The 21,797-nt window shown below is 71.5% G+C and carries 13 protein-coding genes; 9 read left to right on the plus strand and 4 right to left on the minus strand.

Annotated features, from left to right (window positions below; translation table 11 throughout):
- Position 1: 1 nt before the first annotated feature.
- Positions 2–1,078, minus strand: coding sequence for an adenylate/guanylate cyclase domain-containing protein (locus ACLQ3K_RS04900; RefSeq protein ID WP_425997470.1), 1,077 nt, complete (start codon positions 1,076–1,078; stop codon positions 2–4).
- Positions 1,079–1,109: 31 nt separating this feature from the next.
- On the opposite strand from ACLQ3K_RS04900, the gene ACLQ3K_RS04905 reads away from it, so the two are divergent.
- Genes ACLQ3K_RS04905 through ACLQ3K_RS04915 form a run of 3 tightly spaced genes read left to right on the plus strand, consistent with a single transcriptional unit; the run spans position 1,110 to position 4,083 of the window.
- A complete protein-coding gene (locus tag ACLQ3K_RS04905) occupies positions 1,110–2,486 on the plus strand; it encodes an L-serine ammonia-lyase (protein ID WP_224651737.1) in 1,377 nt (458 codons plus the stop codon).
- Positions 2,487–2,524: 38 nt separating this feature from the next.
- Positions 2,525–2,929 (plus strand): NUDIX hydrolase, encoded by a 405-nt coding sequence (locus ACLQ3K_RS04910; protein WP_425997473.1) that lies wholly within the window; start codon positions 2,525–2,527, stop codon positions 2,927–2,929.
- Entirely contained in the window at positions 2,926–4,083 is a 1,158-nt protein-coding gene (locus ACLQ3K_RS04915; RefSeq protein WP_425997475.1) for a winged helix-turn-helix domain-containing protein, read from the plus strand. The genes ACLQ3K_RS04910 and ACLQ3K_RS04915 overlap by 4 nt, the downstream gene beginning before the upstream one ends.
- Here ACLQ3K_RS04915 and ACLQ3K_RS04920 read toward each other — a convergent pair.
- Together ACLQ3K_RS04920 and ACLQ3K_RS04925 are read right to left on the minus strand one after the other, a co-directional pair.
- Positions 4,071–4,895, minus strand: a complete 825-nt coding sequence (locus tag ACLQ3K_RS04920) for a Fic family protein (protein ID WP_425997477.1) — start codon at positions 4,893–4,895, stop codon at positions 4,071–4,073. The genes ACLQ3K_RS04915 and ACLQ3K_RS04920 overlap by 13 nt on opposite strands.
- A gap of 102 nt (positions 4,896–4,997) precedes the next feature.
- The gene (locus ACLQ3K_RS04925) at positions 4,998–6,533 is read right to left on the minus strand and encodes an ATP-binding cassette domain-containing protein (protein ID WP_425997479.1); all 1,536 of its coding nucleotides are present in this window, start codon (positions 6,531–6,533) and stop codon (positions 4,998–5,000) included.
- A gap of 531 nt (positions 6,534–7,064) precedes the next feature.
- Here ACLQ3K_RS04925 and ACLQ3K_RS04930 point away from each other — a divergent pair.
- Complete coding sequence (locus ACLQ3K_RS04930) at positions 7,065–8,375, plus strand: ROK family transcriptional regulator (RefSeq protein WP_425997481.1); 1,311 nt, start codon at positions 7,065–7,067, stop codon at positions 8,373–8,375.
- Between the two features lie 4 nt (positions 8,376–8,379).
- Here the strand turns inward: ACLQ3K_RS04930 and ACLQ3K_RS04935 are convergent, their stop codons facing one another.
- The gene (locus tag ACLQ3K_RS04935) at positions 8,380–9,597 is read right to left on the minus strand and encodes a DUF7373 family lipoprotein (protein WP_425997483.1); all 1,218 of its coding nucleotides are present in this window, start codon (positions 9,595–9,597) and stop codon (positions 8,380–8,382) included.
- Between the two features lie 491 nt (positions 9,598–10,088).
- Here ACLQ3K_RS04935 and ACLQ3K_RS04940 point away from each other — a divergent pair, with 491 nt between their 5' ends.
- Genes ACLQ3K_RS04940 through eccCa form a run of 5 tightly spaced genes read left to right on the plus strand, consistent with a single transcriptional unit; the run spans position 10,089 to position 21,794 of the window.
- The gene (locus tag ACLQ3K_RS04940; protein WP_425997485.1) at positions 10,089–10,412 is read left to right on the plus strand and encodes a hypothetical protein; all 324 of its coding nucleotides are present in this window, start codon (positions 10,089–10,091) and stop codon (positions 10,410–10,412) included.
- A gap of 55 nt (positions 10,413–10,467) precedes the next feature.
- Positions 10,468–14,052 (plus strand): hypothetical protein, encoded by a 3,585-nt coding sequence (locus tag ACLQ3K_RS04945; RefSeq protein ID WP_425997487.1) that lies wholly within the window; start codon positions 10,468–10,470, stop codon positions 14,050–14,052.
- Positions 14,049–15,983 (plus strand): AAA family ATPase, encoded by a 1,935-nt coding sequence (locus ACLQ3K_RS04950; RefSeq protein WP_425997489.1) that lies wholly within the window; start codon positions 14,049–14,051, stop codon positions 15,981–15,983. Before ACLQ3K_RS04945 ends, ACLQ3K_RS04950 begins: the two co-directional genes overlap by 4 nt.
- Entirely contained in the window at positions 15,976–17,574 is a 1,599-nt protein-coding gene (gene eccB, locus ACLQ3K_RS04955; protein WP_425997491.1) for a type VII secretion protein EccB, read from the plus strand. The genes ACLQ3K_RS04950 and eccB overlap by 8 nt, the downstream gene beginning before the upstream one ends.
- A complete protein-coding gene (gene eccCa, locus ACLQ3K_RS04960; protein WP_425997493.1) occupies positions 17,574–21,794 on the plus strand; it encodes a type VII secretion protein EccCa in 4,221 nt (1,406 codons plus the stop codon). The genes eccB and eccCa overlap by 1 nt, the downstream gene beginning before the upstream one ends.
- The last annotated feature ends 3 nt before the right edge of the window (positions 21,795–21,797 follow it).

Genomic DNA, 21,797 nt, shown 5'->3' on the forward strand with positions numbered 1-21,797 from the left:
GCTACTTCTTCTCGGCCGGCTGGTCCGCCGCGTCGGTCTCGGTGGGCTCGGCCTGGGCCGCGGCTTCGGCCGCCTCGGCCTCCATCGTGGCGACGGCGTCCTTGCTGTAGCGCAGCAGGTGCGGGTGCACGGCCCGGAAGCCGCGGGCGCGGTAGGCGCGCAGGCTGCGGGTGTCGAGGTCCGGATCGTCGGCGATGGCCTGGGTGAAGTTGTCGTCGATGAGCACGGTGCCGGGCCGGGCGGCGCTGGTGAGCCGGGCGGCCAGGTTGACCACGCTGCCGAAGAGGTCGCCGTAGCGCTGCAGCACCTCGCCGTACGCCAGGCCCACCCGCAGCTGGGGGAACTCGATCTCGATCACGTCGAGCTCGGGGTACTCGTGCGGGGCCTGCAGCTCCAGCGCGATGCGTGCGGCGGCCGACGGGTCGTCGGCCGCGAACATGACCTCGTCGCCGACGCCTTTGATGATGTGCCCGCCGCCGCCGTAGATCACCGCCTGCATCCGCGCCTCGAACGTCGAGACCAGCGTGTTCAGCTCCTCGACGGCGAGGCCGCGGCTCAGCCGGGTGTAGCCGACCATGTCGGCGAAGCCGACCGCCATCCGCGCGGTCAGCGCGTCCGCGTCCTCCAGGGTCACGAGCCGCTGCGTCGCGGTGGACAGGTGCCGCCGCCACACGTGCGACTGCAGGTTCTCCATCTTGTCGATGACCTGCGCGACCCCCGCCGACGGATCCTTCACGCCCGCGTCGTGGGCGCTGTCGAGGTACATCTTCACGATGCCCGCCTGCCACTCGGCGAGGCGGTACATCGCCTGGCCGAGCGACTGCGCGCCGGGCAGCACGGCCTCGCGGTCGATAACGTCGAGGGTGAACAGGTCGGACAGGTCTTGGACGATGGCCACGTCGTCCTGCGTGAAGGCCTTCTGGTCGTCGTCGCGCAGGTCCGCGAAGCCCGCGGAGGTCCACCAGACCCGCAGGTCCTCCACGTCGATGCCGCCCTGCTCGGCGAGCTCACGGAAGGTGTACTTGCGTTCGCCCGGGAGGAGCAGACCGTCGATGTCCAGATCTTCGGCGTCGCCCATGAGTCCACTGTATGGGGCATAGGGTGGAAGGGTGACGATCAGTGTGTTCGAGCTGTTCTCGGTGGGCATCGGCCCGTCGAGTTCCCACACCGTGGGCCCCATGCGGGCGGGCGCGGACTTCGCGGACGAGCTGCGGTCCGCCCCGTCGACGGTGCGCGCCGTCCACGTCGATCTGTACGGCTCACTGGCCGCGACCGGGCGCGGGCACGGGACCTTCGCCGCGGTGCTGCTGGGGCTCGAGGGCAACCGCCCCGAGACCGTGGACCCCGACTACGTGGAGAAGCGCGGCGCCGAGATCGAGGCCACCCGCCGGATCGCCTTCGGCGGGCGCGACGAGGTGTCGCTGTGCGCCGAGGAGATCGTGCTGCACCCGCTCACCGTGCTGCCGCGGCACACCAACGGCATCCGGTTCCGGGCCGAGCTCGCCGACGGGATGGAGCACGAGGCCGTCTACTACTCCGTGGGCGGCGGCTTCGTCGAGCGCGAGTCCGGCGCCGACACTGTGAACCCGCTCGCCGGGACCCCCGGCGTGCCCCACGACTTCGACACCGCCGCCGCTCTGCTCGAGACCTGCCCGCGCACCGGCCGCACTGTGCCGCAGCTGATGCTGGAGAACGAGATCGCGCTGCACGGCGGACCGTCGGACGTGGCGGAACGCGAGGTGCGCGCCGGGCTGCTGCACATCTGGGAGGTCATGGAGGCCTGCATCGAGCGGGGCTTCCGCGCCGAGGGCATGCTGCCCGGCGGGCTCGGGGTCAAGCGGCGCGCGCCGGGGCTGTACCGCCGGCTCGTCGATTCCGACGGTGCCGACGCCATGGACTGGCTCAACGTCGCGGCCATGGCCGTCAACGAGGAGAACGCCTGCGGCGGCCGCATCGTCACGGCGCCGACGAACGGCGCGGCGGGAATCGTGCCGTCGGTGCTGTACTACGCGCTGAAGTTCCGCTCGTCGCTGGCCGCCCGACGGGAGCAGGTGGTGTGCGACTACCTGCTGACCGCTGCCGCGATCGCGGTGCTCTACAAGCGGCGCGCCTCGATCTCCGGCGCCGAGGTGGGCTGCCAGGGCGAGGTCGGCTCCGCCTGCTCCATGGCCGCCGGCGCGCTCGCGCAGGTCATGGGCGCGACGCCCGCGCAGGTGGAGAACGCCGCCGAGATCGGCATCGAGCACAACCTGGGCCTGACCTGCGACCCCATCGGCGGACTCGTGCAGATCCCGTGCATCGAGCGCAACGCCATCGCCTCCGTGAAGGCCGTGAACGCCGCCCGCATCGCCCTGCACGGCGACGGGACGCACCGCGTCTCGCTCGATCAGGCCATCGAGACCATGCGCCAGACCGGCGCCGACATGCTGTCGAAGTACAAGGAGACCTCCCTCGGCGGCCTCGCCGTCAACGTGCCGGAGTGCTGAACGAAGAACCTGTCGGTGGCCGTCGCTAGGGTGGCGGCATGGACGTGCTGACGGTGGCGGCGGTGTGTTTCCGGGACGAGGCCGGGCGGGTGCTCACGGTGCGCAAACGGGGCACCGACGCCTTCATGCTGCCCGGCGGCAAGCTGGAGCCGGGGGAGGCCGCGATCGATTGTGCGGTCCGCGAGATCGACGAGGAGCTGGGCGTCGCGCTGACGACGGAGGACCTCACCCACCTGGTCTCGTGGCGCGGCCCCGCCGCGAACGAGGCGAACACCGACATCGAGTCCACCGTCTTCGCCACGGAGCTGAGGGTGGAGCCGCGGGCCGCGGCGGAGATCGCCGAGGCGCGCTGGCTGGACCCGGCCGACCACGGCGACGTGACCATCGCGCCCATGCTGGAGCAGTACCTCTTCCCGCGGCTGGCGGGCACGCCGGGCGCATGAGGGTCACCCAGCCGCAGGCCCGCCGGATCGCCCTCGCCGCCCAGGGCTTCGAACCCGGCTTCGCCGGCACGTCCGCGCCCACGATGCGGCAGGTCCAGAAGACCATCGACCGCCTCAAGCTGATCCAGATCGACAGCGTCAACGTGGTCGCGCGCAGCCAGTACCTGCCGGTCTTCGCTCGCCTCGGCGACTACGACACCACCCTGCTCGACCGCGCCCGCGACAAGAACCCGCGGCGGCTCGTCGAGGCGTGGGCGCACGAGGCCTCGCTCGTCCCGCCCGCGACCTGGCCGCTGCTGCGGCACCGTCGGACCGCGGACCGGGTATCGCAGCGGTTCGCGAGCTACGACGCGCGGCACCCCGGCCAGCTGGACCGCCTTCGCGGCGCGCTCGCCGAGCTGCCGCCGCTGACCGCCCGTGCGCTCGAGGCGCACCTGGAGCACGAGCAGGTGGTCGAGAAGACGCACTGGGGCTGGAACTGGTCGTCGGTGAAGGAGGGGCTGGAGGTGCTCTTCCACGCCGGCGAGGTCACCAGCGCGGGCCGCACCAGCCAGTTCGAGCGGCTGTACGCCCCCACGTCGACGGTGCTCGGCCCGCTCGCGGAGCACGACGTCTCCGACGAGGAGGCCTTCGTGGAGCTCCTGCGGCAGTCGGCGAAGGCCCACGGCATCGGGACGCTGCGCTGCCTGCGCGACTACTTCCGGCTGTCCACGGCGCAGGCCGCGCCCGCCGTCGAGAAGCTCGTGGAGACGGGCGAACTCCTGCCGGTGGAGGCCGACTGGTGGCCCGGCACCGTCTACCTGCACGCGGAGGCCAAGCGGCCCCGTGCGATGGCGGCGCGGGCGCTGCTCTCGCCCTTCGACCCCGTCGTGTGGCAGCGCGAGCGGGCCGAGGCGCTGTTCGACTTCTTCTACCGGATCGAGATCTACACGCCCAAGGAGAAGCGGGTGCACGGCTATTACGTGCTGCCCTTCCTGTTCGGCGACCGGATCGTCGCACGGTGTGACGTCAAGGCCGACCGTGCGGCGGGGGAGCTGCTGATCCACGCGACCACCTGGGAGCCCGGCGGCCGCGACGCCGCGTCCGAGGCCGCGCTGGAACAGACCGTCGCCGAGATGGCCGGCTGGCTGGGGCTGGAGTCCTACCGCCTCTGATCCGCGCGCACCGTGATCGTGGTGAAGACGCGGTAGAGGGCGTGTGCGTCGGGCCGGTAGTGGCCCGGGTCGGGCGCCGACCGGCGGGAGGCGCCGTCCCACATCTTCTTCGTGACGGCGGCGTAGTCGAACCGGTACCCGGCCCGCGCGGCGACGAGCTGCAGCAGAGTCTTCGCGGCGCGGCCGTTGCCCTCGCGGAAGGGGTGCGCGCAGTTGAGGTAGGCGTACGCGGTGGCGGCGCGATGCGCGTAGGCCCGTCGGTCGCGCTCGCGCGGCGTCGCCGCCGCGGCGAACGCCTCGGAGGGGAGCTGCAGGATCACGGTCGCGTCCGCGAGGTAGCGGTCGATCAGCGCCGCCCCGAAGGTCTGGTCCCGCAGCCCCATGTCGTAGCGGCGGAACTCGCCCGCCCACGGGTAGATCGCGCCGAACAGGGCGCGGTGGATCGCGACCAGATGCGCACCGTCGAAGGTGGCGGGCACCGCGACGAGCCCGGTCTCGATGCCGTACTGCCGGGCGGTCCCGACCTCGAACTCCAGCTGCCGCAGCACGTGCGGATCGCGGATCCCGAAGCGGTTGCGCAGGATCCGCGTGTCCGGGTAGAAGGTGTCCGGGAAATCGAGCGGCACGTCGATGCAGTCCGGCGGGCCGATCTCGGCGCCGGCGAGTGCGCGGTCGATCGCGGCGGCGACGTACCCGTCGAGGGTGACGGCGCCGTCCGCCAGCGCGAGCAGCCGTTCGGTGTCCAGGGGCGTCGGCGCCCAGCCCTCGAGCACGCTGTTGGCGATCGCCCCCATCATCGTCGCCCGATCCATCCCCGCAGCTTATCGAGCCTCGGTCGTCGAGGATTCCGCCGATTTCGGCGCGGCGCCGCTATATGTGAGTGCCACGCCGAAATCGACCGATTCTCCGAGCGATCAGCGGGTGATCTCGACCTCGCGGGTCAACCCCAGCAGGTCGAGGAAGGCGCGGTCGTGCGAGACGACGACCAGCGCCCCCTCCCACGACTTCAGGGCCTCCACCAGCAGCTCCACCGACGGGACGTCGAGGTTGTTGGTCGGCTCGTCGAGCGCCAGTAGCGACGGTGCCGGGTCCCCGAGCAGGGCGATCGCCAGGGCGAGCCGCAGGCGTTCGCCGCCGCTGAGCGTGCCGACGATCCGCTCCGACTGCCGCCCCCGGAACAGCATCCGCGCGAGCGCGGCGTGGGCGTGCTGCGCGTCGAGGTCGGGATGGGCGTCCCGCACCGCGTCGAGCAGCGAGCCCTCCTCGGCGGGCCCGAAGCGCACGTCCTGCGGGACGTAGCCGATCACCGTCGGCGGCTCCGCGGCCCGGGCGGCCGCGATGGCGCGGCGCAGCACCGTCGTCTTGCCCGCCCCGTTGGGGCCGACGAGCGCGATCCGCTCCGGGCCCACGACCTGCAGCGGGCCGTCATCGAGCTGGAGTCGGTGCAGGCCAGGGCCGGGCTCGGGCATGGCGATGCGGACGGAGCGGTCGTCGCGGACGCCCTCCCGCGCCTGGTCGAGCGCGTCCCTCGCGGAGTCGACGCGGTCCTCGTGCAGCCCTCGGTGCTTGCCGGCGGAGACCTCGGCGGCGTTCTTCCGCAGGCCCGCGATGATCTTCGGCACCCGCTTCTCGGCCTCGGCCTTCGCGGCGAACCGCGCGCGACGATCCAGCTTGATCTGCGCCTCCACCAGGTCGCGACGCTGGGCCTTGAGGTCGACCTTCGCCGACGTCACGGCCTGCTCCGCCGCCGCCTGCTCGGCGTCGAGCACCTCGCGGTAGTGCGAGTACGGCCCGCCGAAGACGCGGGCGGACCCGCGGTAGAGCTCCACCGTCGAATCCATGTGCTCGAGCAGCGTCAGGTCGTGGCTGACCACCACGGCGGTGCCGCCGAACCGCTCCAGCGCGTCGGTGAGCAGGCCGCGGGCACGCTCGTCGAGGTTGTTGGTCGGCTCGTCGAGCAGCAGGGTGTCGGGCCGCAGCAGTAGCTGGCCGGCGATGGCGAGCAGGGTGGCCTCGCCGCCGGACAGCGTCCCGACCGCGCGGTCCAGGGCACCGAGCCGCAGGCCCAGGCCGTCGAGAACCGCCGTCGCGCGCTCCTCGACGTCCCAGTCGTCGCCGACGGCCTCGAAGTCCTCGGGTTCGGCCGAGCCGCCCTCGATGCGCCGCAGCGCGGCGACGGCGCCGCCGATGCCGAGCGCGTCGGCGAGGGTGTCCTCGGGCCGCGCCTGCGGGTGCTGCGGCACGTAGCCGACGACGCCCGCGCCGCTCACAGAGCCCGCCGTGGGGGCGATCCGACCTGCGAGGATGCGAAGCAGGGTGCTCTTGCCGGCGCCGTTGGCGCCGACCAGGGCGGCACGCCCGGCGGGGATGGTGAAGCTCAGGTCGTCGAAGACGACGGTGCCGTCGGGCCAGCGGAGGGAGAGTGCGGAGACAGCGAGAGAGGTAGCCATGAATGCTCCTTGAGGTCGTCAGGGGCCGCGACGGGTGGAGTGGTCACACCAGGGCGTGCGGCAGGGCCGAGGACGTCTCAGGACAGCATGGCGCCGAGTATAGGAGCCGCCGAGTCGGCGCGCCACCGGTTTTCCGCGGGACGTGTTCTGAACCGGCGTCGTGGCTGGTCTCGACGCGAATACATCGCCGAGACCCCGGAATGGGACGGTTTCGGACGAAGACGGGCGCCCGGGGTGTGACGTGCGTCGCAGTTCGGCTCGTTGCGCTTGTGCGGTCGGCGGTGCGTGGTGCTACTTTCAACACATGTCCGGGAGTCTTGAGGCCCATCTGCGCGTCGGTTATGAGACCGTCGCGCTGGGTTGCCGTCTCCCCATGGTTCGCGTGCACTGTCGAATGTGTTGCTGCTGAGCGTTCCCGCTCGCATTCCGTAGGCCCCGTCATCGGGCCGATGCCATTCGACAACTCCATCTCCACGTCTGCGCCCGGGATCACCCCGGAGGTCGCGGCGTACGCACACTCTTCGAGGAACCATGACCGTCGTTGATCTCCCCGCCGTTTCCGCCAACCGCGCCCCGCAGGCCCGCCCCGCACAGGCCCGCGTCGCCCGACCGCGCAACCCCCTCGCCAGGCCCGCCGCCGGCGAGCGCCAGGTCCGCTCCGCCGCTCCCGCCCGCGTCTTCGCCCCGCAGCTGCGGGTCTCGGAGAAGCCCGCGGCAGCCGTGCTGCGCGTCATCCGCCGCGGCGGCCTCGTGCTCCGCGACGAGATCGTCCGCGAGACGCAGCTGTCGGCCGCCACCGTGAACCGCCAGGTCACGGCCCTGATCGAAGCCGGTCTGGTGCGCGAACGCGCCGACCGCGCGGCCAGCGGCGTCGTCGGCCGGCCGCGGCTGCCGCTCGAAGTGGATCCGAACGGCCCCGTCGCCCTGGGCATCCACATCGGCTTCCGGGTGAGCACGGTGACCATGCACGACGTCGCCGGCAAGGTCATCGGTGCCATCCAGATCCCCACCCCCGAGAGCGGCGAGCCCGGCGAGGTGCTGTCGGTGATCGCCACCAGCGCGCGGCGGTTCCTCGCTCGCTGGGACGGCCGTACCGTTCTGGGCGCCGGCGTCGCCATCGGCGGCCGCGTGGACGACCGCGGTGTGGTCGCCGACCATCCGCGCCTCGGCTGGAAGGACGTCGCTCTGGGCGAACGCCTTTCGGGCGCTATCGGCCTGCCCGTGACGGTGGCCCCGCACGTCGAGGCGATGGCCGCCGCTGAGCTGCACCTCTCGGAGGAGTACGAGTCGCAGGGCTCCACGCTGTACTTCTACGGTCGCGAGACCGTGGGCGTCGCGCTGGCGCTGCACGGCGCCGTGCACTCGCCGAAGTCGGGCCCGCACACCATCGGCCACCTGCCCACCCGCAACGTCGAGCTGCTCGATCCGAAGCGCACGGGCCGCCTCGAGGACGCCGTCACCGACACCGCCGTCGTGGATGCCGCACGCGCGCAGAAGCTGCAGGTCCGGACCATCGCCGATCTGCACAAGCTGGCCGACGGCGGCAACGAGACCGCACGGGCCATCGTCGCCGAGCGCGGCCGGGTGCTGGGCGAGGCCGCCGCGCTGGTCGCCGACATCTTCAACCCGGACCGGCTGATCCTGGGCGGCCAGGCCTTCACCGACCACACCGCGATCCTCCCGCACGTCTCCGCCGCGCTGAAGGCCACTTCGGCCGAGCCCGGCCGGGCCGTCCGGGTGAGCGGTGCGGGTGGGCGCGTGCAGCAGCAGGCCGCCGGCGCCGCCGCGCTCGACGGTGTCTACACCGATCCGCTCGGCGCCGTCTCCCGCGCGATCGCCTGATCGCTCACTTCGCGTCCTTGACCAGCAGGTAGCTCGCGGCCGCCTGTTGCTGGGCCTGGGTGAGTGTGCTCACCAGGTCTGTCTGGATGTAGTAGCGGCCCACGATCAACGCGCACGAGTAGGCCTTCCTGGGATCGCCCGTCACGCGGGTCGTGCTCGACGAGCACCGCGCGTCCGGTACGCCCGACGGTGCCGCGGCCACCACTTGGTCGTCGGTCTCGTTGCTCAGTTCGATGCCGGGTTGCGGGGTGTTCAAGGCATCGCTCAGGTAGCGCGCGCCTGCGGCGTCCCGGGTGCGGTAGACGATCGATGCCGCGCTGCCGATGAGGTCGACCCCGGCGCGCTCGAACAGCGCAGCCTTCGTGCTCCAGCGACCGTTGGCGGAATTGCCCCAGGCACGAGGCGTCAGGTATCCGAGCGTGAGTTGTGTGCCGTCCTGGAATCGCGTGGTCCCGGGCACGGTCAGGCTCATGACCCCGTCCCGGTCGGGAGGGAGCTCCAGCAGCTGCTGGGCGGACTCGGTGATCTTCGCCAGTTCCGGCACCTGACGGTCCATCCAGCGGGTCGCGAGGCCGCGGGCGTCGGCGTCGGGCACCGAGGCGAAACCGACCCCCAGGAGGTAGTCGCCCACGGCCGCCCACCACACCGTCGTCAGTCCGACGGTGTCGATCGCCGGCCCGATGAACGACTCCGGGGGCCCGACCAGAGGGCTGCCGGTCCCTGCGGGCAGCGACTTCAGCCCGCGGACGGCGCCGGCAGCGTTCTCCGCGGAGCGATAGCGGAACAGCATCGTCGACATCCGGGGGGTGTCGGCCTTCGCCGTGCCGTGCGCCTCCGTCTGGCGGGCGGAGATCGCGCCCCCGACGAAGGTGTCCCCGGCGGAGAGCGCCGTAGCGGGGAAGTCCCCGAACTGGAGGGTCAACCCGATCAGGGACGGGAAGACCGGGGTGCGCGCGTCGGAGGCCAGCCAGTCGTAGGCCGCGTCGATCTCCGTCGGTGCGATGAGGTGTCCGGACAGCTCGTAGCTCGCCTGCACGCGCCGGTCGTTGGGATCAGTCCGCTCCGGGACCTGGCGCGGGGCCGTCGGGTAGCCGCCGGTGTCGAGGCGGACGGCCGCACTCGGGTCCGGCTGTGCGGTGCCGTCGACGACGGTCGCGCAGCCGGTCACGGTCAGGGCGGTGGTCAGTAGCACCGCGAGGCGGCTCCCCCGGAATCTCCTCATGTGGACAGCTTCGCACAGCCCCGGGGTAGCGGAGCCCGTGGTGGAGTCGCCGCCTTCCCGCCCGGCGCTGCACCCGACGAAAATTGCCGAAACTGAATTCTCGGGGTCGGTGTAAATGCTCACGAAGCATTCGCGCGACGGGGCCGGGTGGCGTCACGCTCGACGGCGGCCGAGGGGCTGACTCCCCCTCGGACCAGGTCGCTCCTCGCAAACCCGATTCCGGTGCAACGCGTTCTAGTCGATTCGTGCGGCGGCGCCCCGACGAAACGCGAAGGCGCGGGATCGCGCCGCACGGCGGCGACTCGTGACCATGCACAACGTGATCGACAACCGGAATTGTCGATCACGATCCTGTGGGGCCTGACCTGGTCGTCTTGTGACAGAACAAGGGCGACTTCAAAGAAGTGCAGTTGCAATACGGGTGGTACATTCTTTTGCGACAACGAAATCAGTCGGTACGTGTGTGCCGTCTGGCTGGGCAGGACGGGAGGGTGGCATTGAGTTCCGACAAGGACGCCGGTGCGAACCTCGGCCAGAGCGCCGGTTCGCGGGCCATCGAGGCACGCGCAGCTATCGCGACGGCGCAGTTGCGATCGACCGTGACATCGATCAGTTCCTCGGTGGGCTGCACCAGCTCGCACGGCGAACGGATCGTCGAGACGATCGAAGACCTCGTCGACGACGTCATGCCCGAGCTCGAGGCCGCCGAGGCCCTCACCGCGGCCGGGAGGTCCGGCCGGGGGGCCGCGAGCGGCTCCGCGCCTCGCTCGTCGCTGTGGGTCGAGAACCCGTCGACAGTGAGTGCTTCGTCGTGAGCACGTCGTTCGCCGCGGCCGCTGCGCCGCGCCCGGCATGAAGTGAGGTGTCGAAGTGATCGATCGCCCTGATACCCCCCACGCCGACGTCCTCCTGGAAGGAATCTGGGAGGACGAGGTGACGCCCGACGACCTCGCGTCGCGGGCGCTGTCCGCCGCTCAGGCGTCGTCCTACGCCTTCCGCGTCGCCAGCGAGGGCACCACCGCCACCGCGCAGCTGGAAGAGGTCGACGTCTCCGAGTTCCTCGAGTCCGAGACCGGTAAATGGGCGCAGAGCTTCATCGGCATCGTCCGCGTGGGCGAGTCGCTGGTCCACGTCTCGCACGCGCTCGGCGAGCTCGCCCGGAGCCTGCAACAGGTGAACCTCGAGCAGTCGGAGATCGTGTACCAGGTCGAGGCCGAGATCGAGGCCGCGCAGCTCCAGTCCGCGCAGGCGGGCGTCGACCCCGCCGACCGGATCGCCGAGCTGATCGCCAGTGCCCGGGCTCGCGCCGCCGAGGTGGCGGAGAAGATGGTCACGCCGGAGACCGCGAGTTCGGCGAAGAAGCCCGCGGCCGGGTTGGTCAGCGGGTTCATGGCCTTCGGTCGAGTGCCCGGCGCCAGCGCCGAGGCCACGGAGCGCAACGGCCGGGTGGCCCGGAACGGGCACGCGCGCAACGGATACTCGATCCGCAACACCCGAGCCGACCAGAACGGTCATGCCGTCGCGAACGGCCACGACGCCGCCCACGGTCACGAGGTCGCGAACGGCCACGATGCGGTCAACGGCCGTGACGCCGTCGAGGGTCCTTCGGGAACGAACGGCCACGACTCCGCCAATGCGTCCGCCGGCCGTGCTGTCCCGGGCTGGAAGGAGGCCGCCGCCGCGGCACAGGACGCGTTCGCCGACTCGGGCGATGAGACCACGATGGACCTCGGTTTCATGGCCTTCGGCCGCACCCCCGCGAGCGCGGTTCCCCACGCCGGGGAGACCGCGCCCGCCGCAGACGAGGCCGTCGCAGACGAGGCCGTCACGGACGAGCCCGTCGAGGACGCCACCCCCGTGGCGGAGCCGGTCGCCGAGGTGACCGAGGAGCACGCCGACGTCGATGCGCCGGTGATCGCGAACGGCTTCCTCGGCCTGGGGCGCGCACCGTCGATGAGCATGCCCGCCGAAGACGCCGCGGTCCCCGTGGTGCCGCAGCCCCTCGTCAACGGTTTCCTCGCGCTCGGGCGGACGCCCGGCGCGGGCGAGGCCGCCGCGGTGCAGGGGCCCAGTAGCGGTCCGATTCCCGTCGCCGCGCCGACCCAGTTCCTACCCCTCCCCACGACGCCCGCCGAGATCGTGGCCGGCGAATCGGGCGAGGCCCCGGGCGCCGAGTTCGGCGCCCCGATGACGCTGTCCGGGGCGGTCGACGGCCCGGTGCCCGATCGTGAGGACACCCGTGCGGATGCGATGGACGACGGCTTCCTCTCCTTCGGGCGCGTACCCGGTAGTGGGTGGGGCGGCTCAGGCGTCCTGCCGACGGTGCCCACCGCGTCCGAGGTCGCTCCGGTGACGGCGAGCAGCCACGAGCCCGTCGATGACGAGCCCGTCGCCGAGCTGGAGGACTCCGCGGAGGTCGAGACCGCGGAGGCCTTCGATCCCGCCGACGTCGGTGACGACGCGACCGGCGAGGCCGAGGACGCGGCGGACGAGCGCGGCGATGCCGACGTGCCCTCGGCGACAGACGATGTCGACGGCGTCGAGGATGCAGCGACGGACGATCTAGATGATTCCGTCGAGCTCGTCGCGGACGAGCTCGACGAGCTCGCCGTCGATGAACTCGACGAGCTCGCGGTCGACGAACTCGGCGATGCCGACGACGGGGACCTGGCGGGCGACGACGAGACGGCCGACGCCGAGGTCGACTTCGCCGACGAGCTGGACGCCGAGGCGGACGAGCTCCTGGCCCCGGACGAGCAGGACGAGGACGTGATCGCCGACGCCGAGACCGACGACCTCTCCGACGAGACGCCTGCGGGCGAGGGGCCCGTCGACGAGACCCCTGCCGGCGAGCCCTCCTCCGACGAGAGCCCGACCGCCGTGGACGCGGAGGACGCGACCGAGGAGCCCGCCGCCGCGGACCCCACCGCGGACGAGTCCGCGGCGCAGGAGCCCGCGGGCGTCGACGAGCCGGACGCGGACGCCGCGGCAGGCGTGACCGCCGGCCGGCAACCCGCCGCCGACGACCTCGCAGTCGAGGTACCCGAGGACGTCGACGAGGCCGACGACGAGGACACCGACGAGGCCGTCGACGAGGCCGTCGACGACGCGCCGGAGGCGGAATCCGTCGCGACGGACGACGCGGTCGGCGAGAACCCCGTCGCCGCATCGGCCGAGGCTGCGCAGGACGAGTCCGCACCGGCGGAGGCCGCGGACGCGGCGGAGCCCGCAGCGGAGCCCGCCGAGCCGGTCAGGACACTCGCTGCTGCGGCGGCGCGGCCGGTGCGGAAGTCCGGCCCCGTCAAGTTCTCTGACCTGCTCAAGGCCGCGAACGCCGCCAAGGTGGAACCCGCCCACATGGCGCCCGCCGCGGTCGTCGCGGCGGCGGAGATCCCCGCCGTGGCATCGGAGGGCGGGTCCGTCGCGGACGCGCCGGCCGCGCTCGCGGACGAGTCCCCGACGTCCGCGGAGCCCGCGGAGGCCGCCGCGCCGCAGGGCGCGGAGCAGGCGGACGAGCCCGCGGCCCCCGCCAGGCCCGCGCCGGTGCTCGCCACCGGACCGGCCATTCTCGGCCGCACGGAGCCGCTGGTGCTGCGGAAGAAGGTGTCGCCCGTCGTGCAGCAGGTGCACGACGCGGTGGCGTCCATCCTCGGGTCGCTGCGCGGCGGCCCGCACGGTCCCGAGTCGGGACTGCACTGGGCAGCCGGCCTTCTGGTCAACGACGCGGAGACGATCATGGCCGTCACCACGTCGGACGCCGGCTGGCTGCCGCCCGGAGTCGTGATCCCCGCCGGGGTCCGCGTGCTCTGGAACGTGCCCACGGGCTACCGCTGGGCGTCGATCGACGACCCGGTGCGCCAGCTCATCGAGTACGCCGAGCAGGACGGGTACACGCTCACCGCGGTCGCGACCACGCACCCGAGCCGCGCGTACGCCTCCGTCGTGGGCGAGGAGAACGTCGTCGGCGTGCTCCGGCCCGGCGCGGTCCTCCCCGGAGGCCGCAGCCGGTTCGAGGCCACGGTCTCGCCCGCACGCCTGCAGCACATCAGGTCGCTCGATCGCGAGCAGGCCGAGCGGCAGGCACGGGCGCTGATCCGCGACCTGGAGACGCAGCCGATCGCGCCCGAGCACGCGATCGGGATCGAGGCCGCGCGCATCGACGCCCGCTGCTTCCTCGACGAGCGCGACGACGTGCCGCCCGCGGTCCTCGAGCAGCTGCACGCCGACGAGCGTGCGCTCGGCGATGCGCTCACCCTGGACCGCACTCCCGCCTCCGCCGAGGACCTCGCGGCGCCCGCACCGGACGCGGCCCGCCTGCGCGATCGGATGCTGGAGCGGGCGATCCTCGTCGCCACCCTCGCCGCGGCGTACCACGACATCGAGTCGGCCGTGTACGCCTGGACCTACGCACGGTTCCTCTCGAGCCAGGATCAGGACACCGAGCAAGCACGATGACGACCTCGAATCCCACTGCCCAGCGGTACTTCTCGCTCGGGCTGCGATCGCTCGCGGCCCGAACCGACACCCGCGAACCGGCCCAGGCCTTCCGCCTGGCCGTCGAAGCCGATCCCACGATGTGCGATGCGTGGATCGGCCTGATGGCCGTCGACCGATCGCAGCTCAGCGACCCCGCCGCGGCCCGCGGCCTCCTCAACTCGGCCCGCAACTTCGGCGCCGAACTCCGCCGCAACGGCATGGTCGTCGACCCCGCCGAAGGCGCTCTCGGACTGAAGATCCCCGTGCAGATGGGGGTCGTCGAGCTCGGCATGCCCGTCACCGACGTGACCTATGCGCGCGCGGGCGCCGCCGTGATCCTCGCGCAGGCCGGCCTGCTCAGCGAGGCCGCCGACGAGCTGACCAGGCTGCAGCGCGAGGTGAGCGCGGACTCGCCCGCGCAGCGGAACTACCTGCGGTACCTGTGGATCTGCCTGCTCGGGCTGGCGCATCGCTGGCCCGAGGTGCTCTCGACGGTGGCCGACAGCCGCGAGCCTCTCTGGGTGTCCGCCGAATCCGACGGTGCCGTCCGCTTCTGGCAGCTGGGCGTCACGGCGCTGACCGCGCGCGCCCTCGTCGGCACCGGCGACGCCCACCAGGCGCTCTCCGCGACCAAGACCGCGCTCGCGTCGGAGGACTTCAAGCTGGTGCAGGCCAGCCTCCTGGTGACCCAGGCCTACGCGCTGCGGGCGACGGGCGACGAGGACGGCGCGGCCAAGCTGCTGCGCGACGCCCGCGCCTGGATCTCCTCGCGCCCGGACCTCGACCACGCCGCCGCGGGCGGCTCGCTCGAGGTGGTCACCGCGCAGTCGATGAACACCCGCACCGACCCGTGGGACCCGACGTCGGGCACCACCGCGCAGGAGATCGAGCAGGAGAGCCTCGACCGGCAGCGCGACGTTGTGCTCGCCGACGCGTGGCGCGAGCTCGACGCCCTCGTCGGCAGCCCGGACGTGAAGTCGCAGATCCGCCGCCTCGCCTCGAAGGTGGAGATGGACCGCGAGCGCCAGGAACTCAGCGAGGAGCTCGGTGAGGAGTACAGCGAGGAGGAGATGCGCCTCTCCGCGATCATCACCGGCCCGCCCGGCACCGGTAAGACGACCGGCGTGCGGATCCTCGCGAAGCTGTACTACGGCCTGGGCGTGATCGCCAAGCCCGAGGTCTACGAGCACCAGCCCAGCGACATGATGACCGGCTACGTGGGCCAGGCGGGCATCCGCACCAACAAGCTCGTCGACGAGTCCCGCGGCGGCCTGTTCTTCCTCGACGAGGCGTACGGCCTCGTCGCCGGCGACGGCGAGGACCAGGCCTCCCGGTTCGGCCGCGAGGCGCTCGAGGCGCTGCTGGCCCGGATCGAGAACGAGGGCGACAAGCCCCTGCGCGACAAGGTGGTCGTGGTGCTCGCGGGCTACGACGACGACATGAACCGCCTGCTGCAGGTGAACGCCGGCCTCCCGCTGCGCTTCCCGACGCGGATCTCGTTCAGCTCGTTCACGGCGGAGGAGTTGGTGGAGATCGCCGAGTCCGTCGCCGCCAAGAGCCGGGAGAACCTCGGCGTGGGGGTGCGCGGATATCTGGAGGAGCACAACAAGCGGCTCGCCGAGGTCAGCGCCCTCGACCTCAAGGGCCGCCTGTGTTCCGGCATCGACCTGATGTCGAACGCCCGCTTCATGCGCACCGTGATCTCCTCCGCGCGGGGCTTCCGCGACTTCCGGGTCAGCGCCATCGACCGGTCGTCGCTCTCGTCGGAGGAGAAGCGGACGCTGCTGCGCACCCTCGAGTTCGAGGACGTGCGCCTGGCCTACGAGGAGACCCTGCGGGTGTCGCCGAACTTCCCGTGGTCGCAATGGCATCTCCTGGAGACGAGTTGGCACGAGGAATCGAATGGCTGAGATGACTCCGGATCCGTCGAACCCGAAATCGGGCCTGCAGGAGCGGGTCCGAGGGTTCCGGCTGACCTCGAAGTACCAGAAGTCGGGTGAGGCCTACCTGCAGCGGCGCAACGAGGAGGCGCTGGTGCGCCGCGATACGCGCTGGATCGACGACGTCAAGAAGTTCCAGGGCTCGCCCCTGTACATGGCGCTCGCCGTCGGCCTGGTCGTCGTCCTCGGCTGCGTGATCGGCGCCGTCATCTTCCCCGCGGGCAAGGTCGGCGACGGCGACATCATCCAGGACAGCCAGACCGGCGCCCTTTACGTCAAGGTCGGCGACGCGCTGAGCCCGATCCCCAACGTGGTCTCCGGCCAGCTCATCATCGGCTCGCCCGCCAAGCCGGTGCTGGCGAAGTCCGGGGAGATCGAGAAGCTGCCGCGCGGCCCGATGGTGGGTATCCCATACGCCCCCACAGTGATCCGCAACTCCACCAGCCGGATGTCGCAGTGGGCCGTGTGCGACAGCACGGCCACCGGCTCGGCCGTTCCGCTCGACCCGTCGACGGGGCTGCCGACCACTGCCACCGCCGCGGTGAAGGTCACGGTCATCGGCGGCGCCGTGACGCCCGCCGACGGCACGGACGAGCTGACCGGTGACCGCGCCCGCGTCGTCGCCTTCGACAACCAGACCTGGCTCGTCTACTCCGACGACGGGGTCGTGGCCCGCTCGCGGTTGGACCTGGGCAATTCCGCGATCCGCGAGGCCCTGGGCATCGGCATCGACCAGCGGGTCATCCCGATGTCGTCGGGCCTGTTCAACGCGCTCGCCGCCCGGGAACCGATCGACGTCCCGCAGATCACGGATCTCGGTAAGCCCGTGCGCTTCCCGAACACCGAGAAGCTGCTCGTCGGCACCACGCTGCGCGTCGCCACCGTCGACGGCGGCTGGACCTACTACGTGGTCGCGGCCGACGGCATCCAGCAGGTGAGCCAGACCGCCGCGGCGGTCCTGCAGACCGTCTCGCCCGTCAAGAGCGGCGTGGTCGAGACCGAGGCGTCGAAGGCGAACCAGTGGCCCAAGGTGGGTGGGCGAATCGCCGTCGACCACTTCCCGACGGGCAAGATGCGGATCGAGGACGCGACGAGCGACCCCGTGACCTGCATGACCTGGTCGCACGACGGGGACGCGCCGACCGCCGAGCAGAAGGTCCTGGTCGCCGGCACCCTGCCGTTGACCGCTCAGCAGAGCGCGGCCCGGATCCCGTTGATCGGCGCGACCGGTTCGGCCGGCACCATCGCCGACGACGTGTACCTCCCGGCGAACAGCGGGCGGTACGTCTACGCCACCGGCTCCGCGAAGGACTCGCGCGAGCACAGCGGCGAGTTCTGGATCGCCGACACCGGCATCAGGTACGGCATCGACGACCAGGGCTCGAACGAGCCGGGCTCGTCCGCGAAGGCCCTGGGCCTGAGCAACCCGGTGCCCGCGCCGTGGACGATCATCAGCCTGTTCGCGCAGGGCCCCACGCTCTCGCAGGCGAGCGCGTCCATCAAGCACGACGGTGGCGCGCAGGACCCCGTCGTCGCGAAGTTCGACCCGAAGGGGAAGTAGTGAGTAGGCAGGTCTTCGAGCCCCCGCTCCACCCGAAGAAGGAGCCCCGGGTCGTCAAGAAGGAGGTGGAGGTCCGCACCCCGGACACCATCGACGAGGTCGACCCGCCCGGCAAGTGGCGCACCGTGATGATGCCGGTCATCATGGTGGTCGCCGTGCTCGGCATGCTGTTCATGATGATCCGCATGAACCGCGGCTTCAACCCGGTCATGCTGCTCATGCCGATGATGCTGCTGTTCGGCATGTTCGCGTACATGGGCGGGGGCCCCGGCGGCAGCGGCAACAAGTCGAAGGCGCAGCTGCTGCACGACCGCAAGCAGGCCAGCCGCTCGATCGGGACCTCGCGCGAGAAGGCGCTCTCCCGCGGCCGCAACTACTTCGACGCCCTCGCCCACGCCTACCCCGATCCGTCGGTCGTGGCGTCGCTCATCGGTACCGAGCGGATGTGGGAGGTGAACGGCGGCGACGCCGAGCGCAAGAGCCGGTTCACCGCGGCCCGCTACGGCCGCGGCCGCATCGTGCCGAAGGCCAAGCTGCTCACGCCCGAGGCGCCCGACGGGGAGTTCCTCGACCCCGTGCAGTGGACCGAGACCGTGAAGTTCCTGCACACCCACTCCACCATCGCCGACATGCCGCTGGCCTTCACCCTGCGCACCGTGCCCGTGCTGGGCGTGGGCGGCGATCCGGAGCGCTCCGCGGGCATGGTGCGCGCGATGCTGAACCACCTCGCCATCACGCACGGTCCGGACCGGCTGCGCTTCGCCGTGGTGGCCGACACCCCCGACGGCGGACGGTGGGAGTACCTGAAATGGCTTCCGCAGGTGCAGCATCCGTCGCTGATCGACGCGCTGGGATCGCGCCGGATGATCTACGGCAACTGGACCGACTTCCTCGAGGAGCTCGCCGGCGGCGACGAGCAGCCGGCCGCCGAGGCCGACCGCATCGTCGACTACTCCCGGCCCTTCACCACCGAGTCCGAGGCGACCGGACGCAGCCGGCACACCGTCGTGATCGTGGATTCCGCCGAGCGCGCGCGGATGACCGACCAGGCGATCGCCTCGCTGGCCGACGTCACGTGGATCCTGATGTCGCCGCCCGACGGCGTGATCGACTCGTTCCCGCACGCGGTGCTGCTCGACGTGGACTCGGCGGGCATCGTGACCAGGTGGGACTCGGACCTCCCGCTGGAGGCGCCCAAGGAGATCGCGCGCGCCGACCACCTCGACGTCATCGACGCGCACACCAATGCGCGCAAGCTGGCCCGGTGGGAGCTCGAGACCACGGCCTCGCTGCTGTCGAAGGAACGCCAGGACACCGGCCGGGACTGGGCCAACCTGGTGCAGGTCGACGATCCCGGCGCGATCGAGGTGGTCGACTTCTGGCAGCGGATCAAGCGGTTCGACGATCCGCGGCGCCTCAACTTCCCGATCGGCTTCGGGCCGGACGGCACGCGCATCTTCCTCAACATGCGCGAGGCCAGCCAGGGCGGCACCGGCCCGCACGGCGAGATGATCGGGACCTCGGGCTCCGGCAAGTCGGAGTTCCTGCGCTGCCTGGTCCTCGACGCCTGCCTCTTCCATCCGCCGTCGATGCTCAACCTGCTGCTCGTCGACTTCAAGGGCGGCGCGACCTATCAGGGCATGGAGGACATCCCGCACGTCGCCGCGGTGGTCACCAACCTCGAGAAGTCCGAGAGCATGGTCGACCGCATGATGGAGGTCATCACCGGCGAGCTCAAGCGGCGCCAGCAGCTCTTCGACAGCGCCGCGGCCCGCTACCCCTCCTTCAACATCATCGGCCTGACCGAGTACGAGAAGGCCCGCGAGTCCGGACACTGCCCGGACCTCGAGCCCATGCCGGCGCTGCTCGTGCTCATCGACGAGTACACCGAGCTCCTCGAGGCCAAGCCCGAGTTCGTGAACATCTTCAGCCAGATCGGCCGCGTCGGCCGGTCCGTGGGCGTGCACCTGCTGCTCGCCTCGCAGAACGCGGAGATGGCGCGTTCGCGCGGCCTCGAGTCGAACATCCACTACCACATCGCTCTTCGCACCGGCACCGCCGGCGACTCGCGCGCGGTGATCGGCGTCCCGGACGCCAAGAACCTGCCCGGCAAGCCCGGCAACGGCCTCATCAAGACGCTCCACGAGGACGACCTGATCCGGTTCTACGCCGGATTCACGGGCAAGCCCTACTTCGCGCCCGAGGCGGCGCCGGAGCCCGTCGTGCGGGAGATCGTGCAGCCCACCGCCGACGACCTCTCCTCCCGCGGCTTCACCGCGCGCCGGGTGGACATCCCGGACCTCGAGGCCGAGATCGTCGAGGACGACGAGATCGTCCGCAGCGAGGAGGAACTGCTCGCCGCGCCGACCGTCTTCACCGTCGTCAAGGAACTGCTCACCAAGGCTCCGGCGCGCCCCGCGTACAAGCCGTGGCTCCCCGAGCTCACCTCCACCACCCTGGACATCCTGGCACCGTCGCTGGGGGCCGAGGAGTGGGTGGCGCCCGCGGTGACCACCCCCGCGACCCTGAAGACGCCCTTCGGCGTCTTCGACGACCCGGCCAAGCACCAGCAGCCGGTGTGGGAGCTGGACCTCTCGGGCGGCCAGGGCAACGTGCTCATCTACGGCGCGCCGCAGAAGGGCAAGACGACCGCGGCGATGACCCTGGTGACCTCCCTCGCGCTCACCCACTCGCCCGAGCAGGTGCAGTTCTTCGTCGTGGACTACACGGGCGGCGGCTGGATGCGTCTCGAGGACCTGCCGCACGTTTCCCGGATCGCGACGCGGTCCGAGGAGGACGCGATCAACCGGATCGTCTCCCAGATGTCAGACCTGATCGACCAGCGCGTCAAGCTGTTCCGCAAGTACCGCGTCAACTCGATGGCGGAGTACCGGCGGCTGCGCAGCGACCCCGGGGCCGAGGTGATCACCGAGGACGCCTTCGGCGACGTCTTCATCGTGATCGACGGCTTCGACGCCGCCGTCACCGAGGGCGGGGTCTTCGAGGACAAGGTGGCCGTGCTCGAGGCGCTCGCGTCGGGCGCCCTGAACTACGGCATCCACTTCGTGATCACCACCGCCCGCAACACCGTGCTCCGCGGTCTCGCGAGCCACATGCACACGATCATCGAGGGCCGCGTCTCCACCGCCAGCTACGACATGTCCGTGGTGAACTCGCAGCGGAACAAGGCGGTCCCCGACAAGGCCGGCCACGTCATCACCACCGACCGGGAGCTGCTGGCCCTCGTCGCGCTGCCCCGCGCCGACGGGGACGCCTCGCCGGCGACCCTCAGCGACGGCATCGAGGAGGTCGTGGACCGGATCCGTCGGGCCAACACCTCCGGCGCGGAGGCGCCGAAGCTGCTGGCACTGCCCGAGGTGGTGCTCCAGAGCGACCTGTTCTCGGTGCTGCCCGCGGAGGCGAGCGCGCGCGAGCGCGTCCGGCTGCCCTTCGGCGTCCGCGAGACCGACGCGGGCCCCGCGGTCGCGGACTTCGGCCGCGAGGCGCACATGTACGTGGTCGGCGAGAGCGGATCCGGACGGTCCGCCTTCGTGCACACCCTCATCGAGGCGATCAGCCGCCGGTACCCGACGATCGACGACGGTGCCATCGCCCTGCTCGACCCCAAGCGCGTGCACCGCGGCGCCTTCGCGCCCAACCCGAAGAACCTCGGGCTGCACGGCTCGGACCTCTACGACTTCCTGCGCCGCTGGCAGGACAAGCTCGTGGACTGGATGGGCGAGGGCGAGACGGACCCCGAGAAGGTGACCTACCGCAAGGTGCCGGACGCCGCCGACAGCTCGGCGCTCGCGCGCCGCGACTGGTGGACCGGCCCCGAGGTCTTCCTCATCATCGACGACTACGACGCGGTCGTCGCGCGCGGGGACCGCACCAACCCGATCACCCAGACCGCGAAGCTGATGAACGACGGTGTCATTCGCGGCTTCCACGTCATCGTGATCCTCAACGACGCCGAGTACCTCTACAAGGCCAGCTCGGACCCGCTGATCCAGTACCTCGACACCCACAGCTCCATGGCACTGGCCCTGTCCGCGGACAAGTTCAACGTGAACATCGCAGGTGAGCGCGGACAGCGCTTCGGCATCCCCGGCCGCGGCCGATTCCATCCCGGACGCGGGGCACCGTCGGACATCGTCCAGGTGGCCTGGAACGGCGTGCGCAGGGACGAAGCGGAGGCCGACGACGAGGTTTGGGGCTGAGAA

The organism is Tsukamurella sp. DT100 (genome assembly GCF_049844855.1).
In the GTDB taxonomy this organism is placed as follows: Bacteria; Actinomycetota; Actinomycetes; order Mycobacteriales; family Mycobacteriaceae; genus Tsukamurella.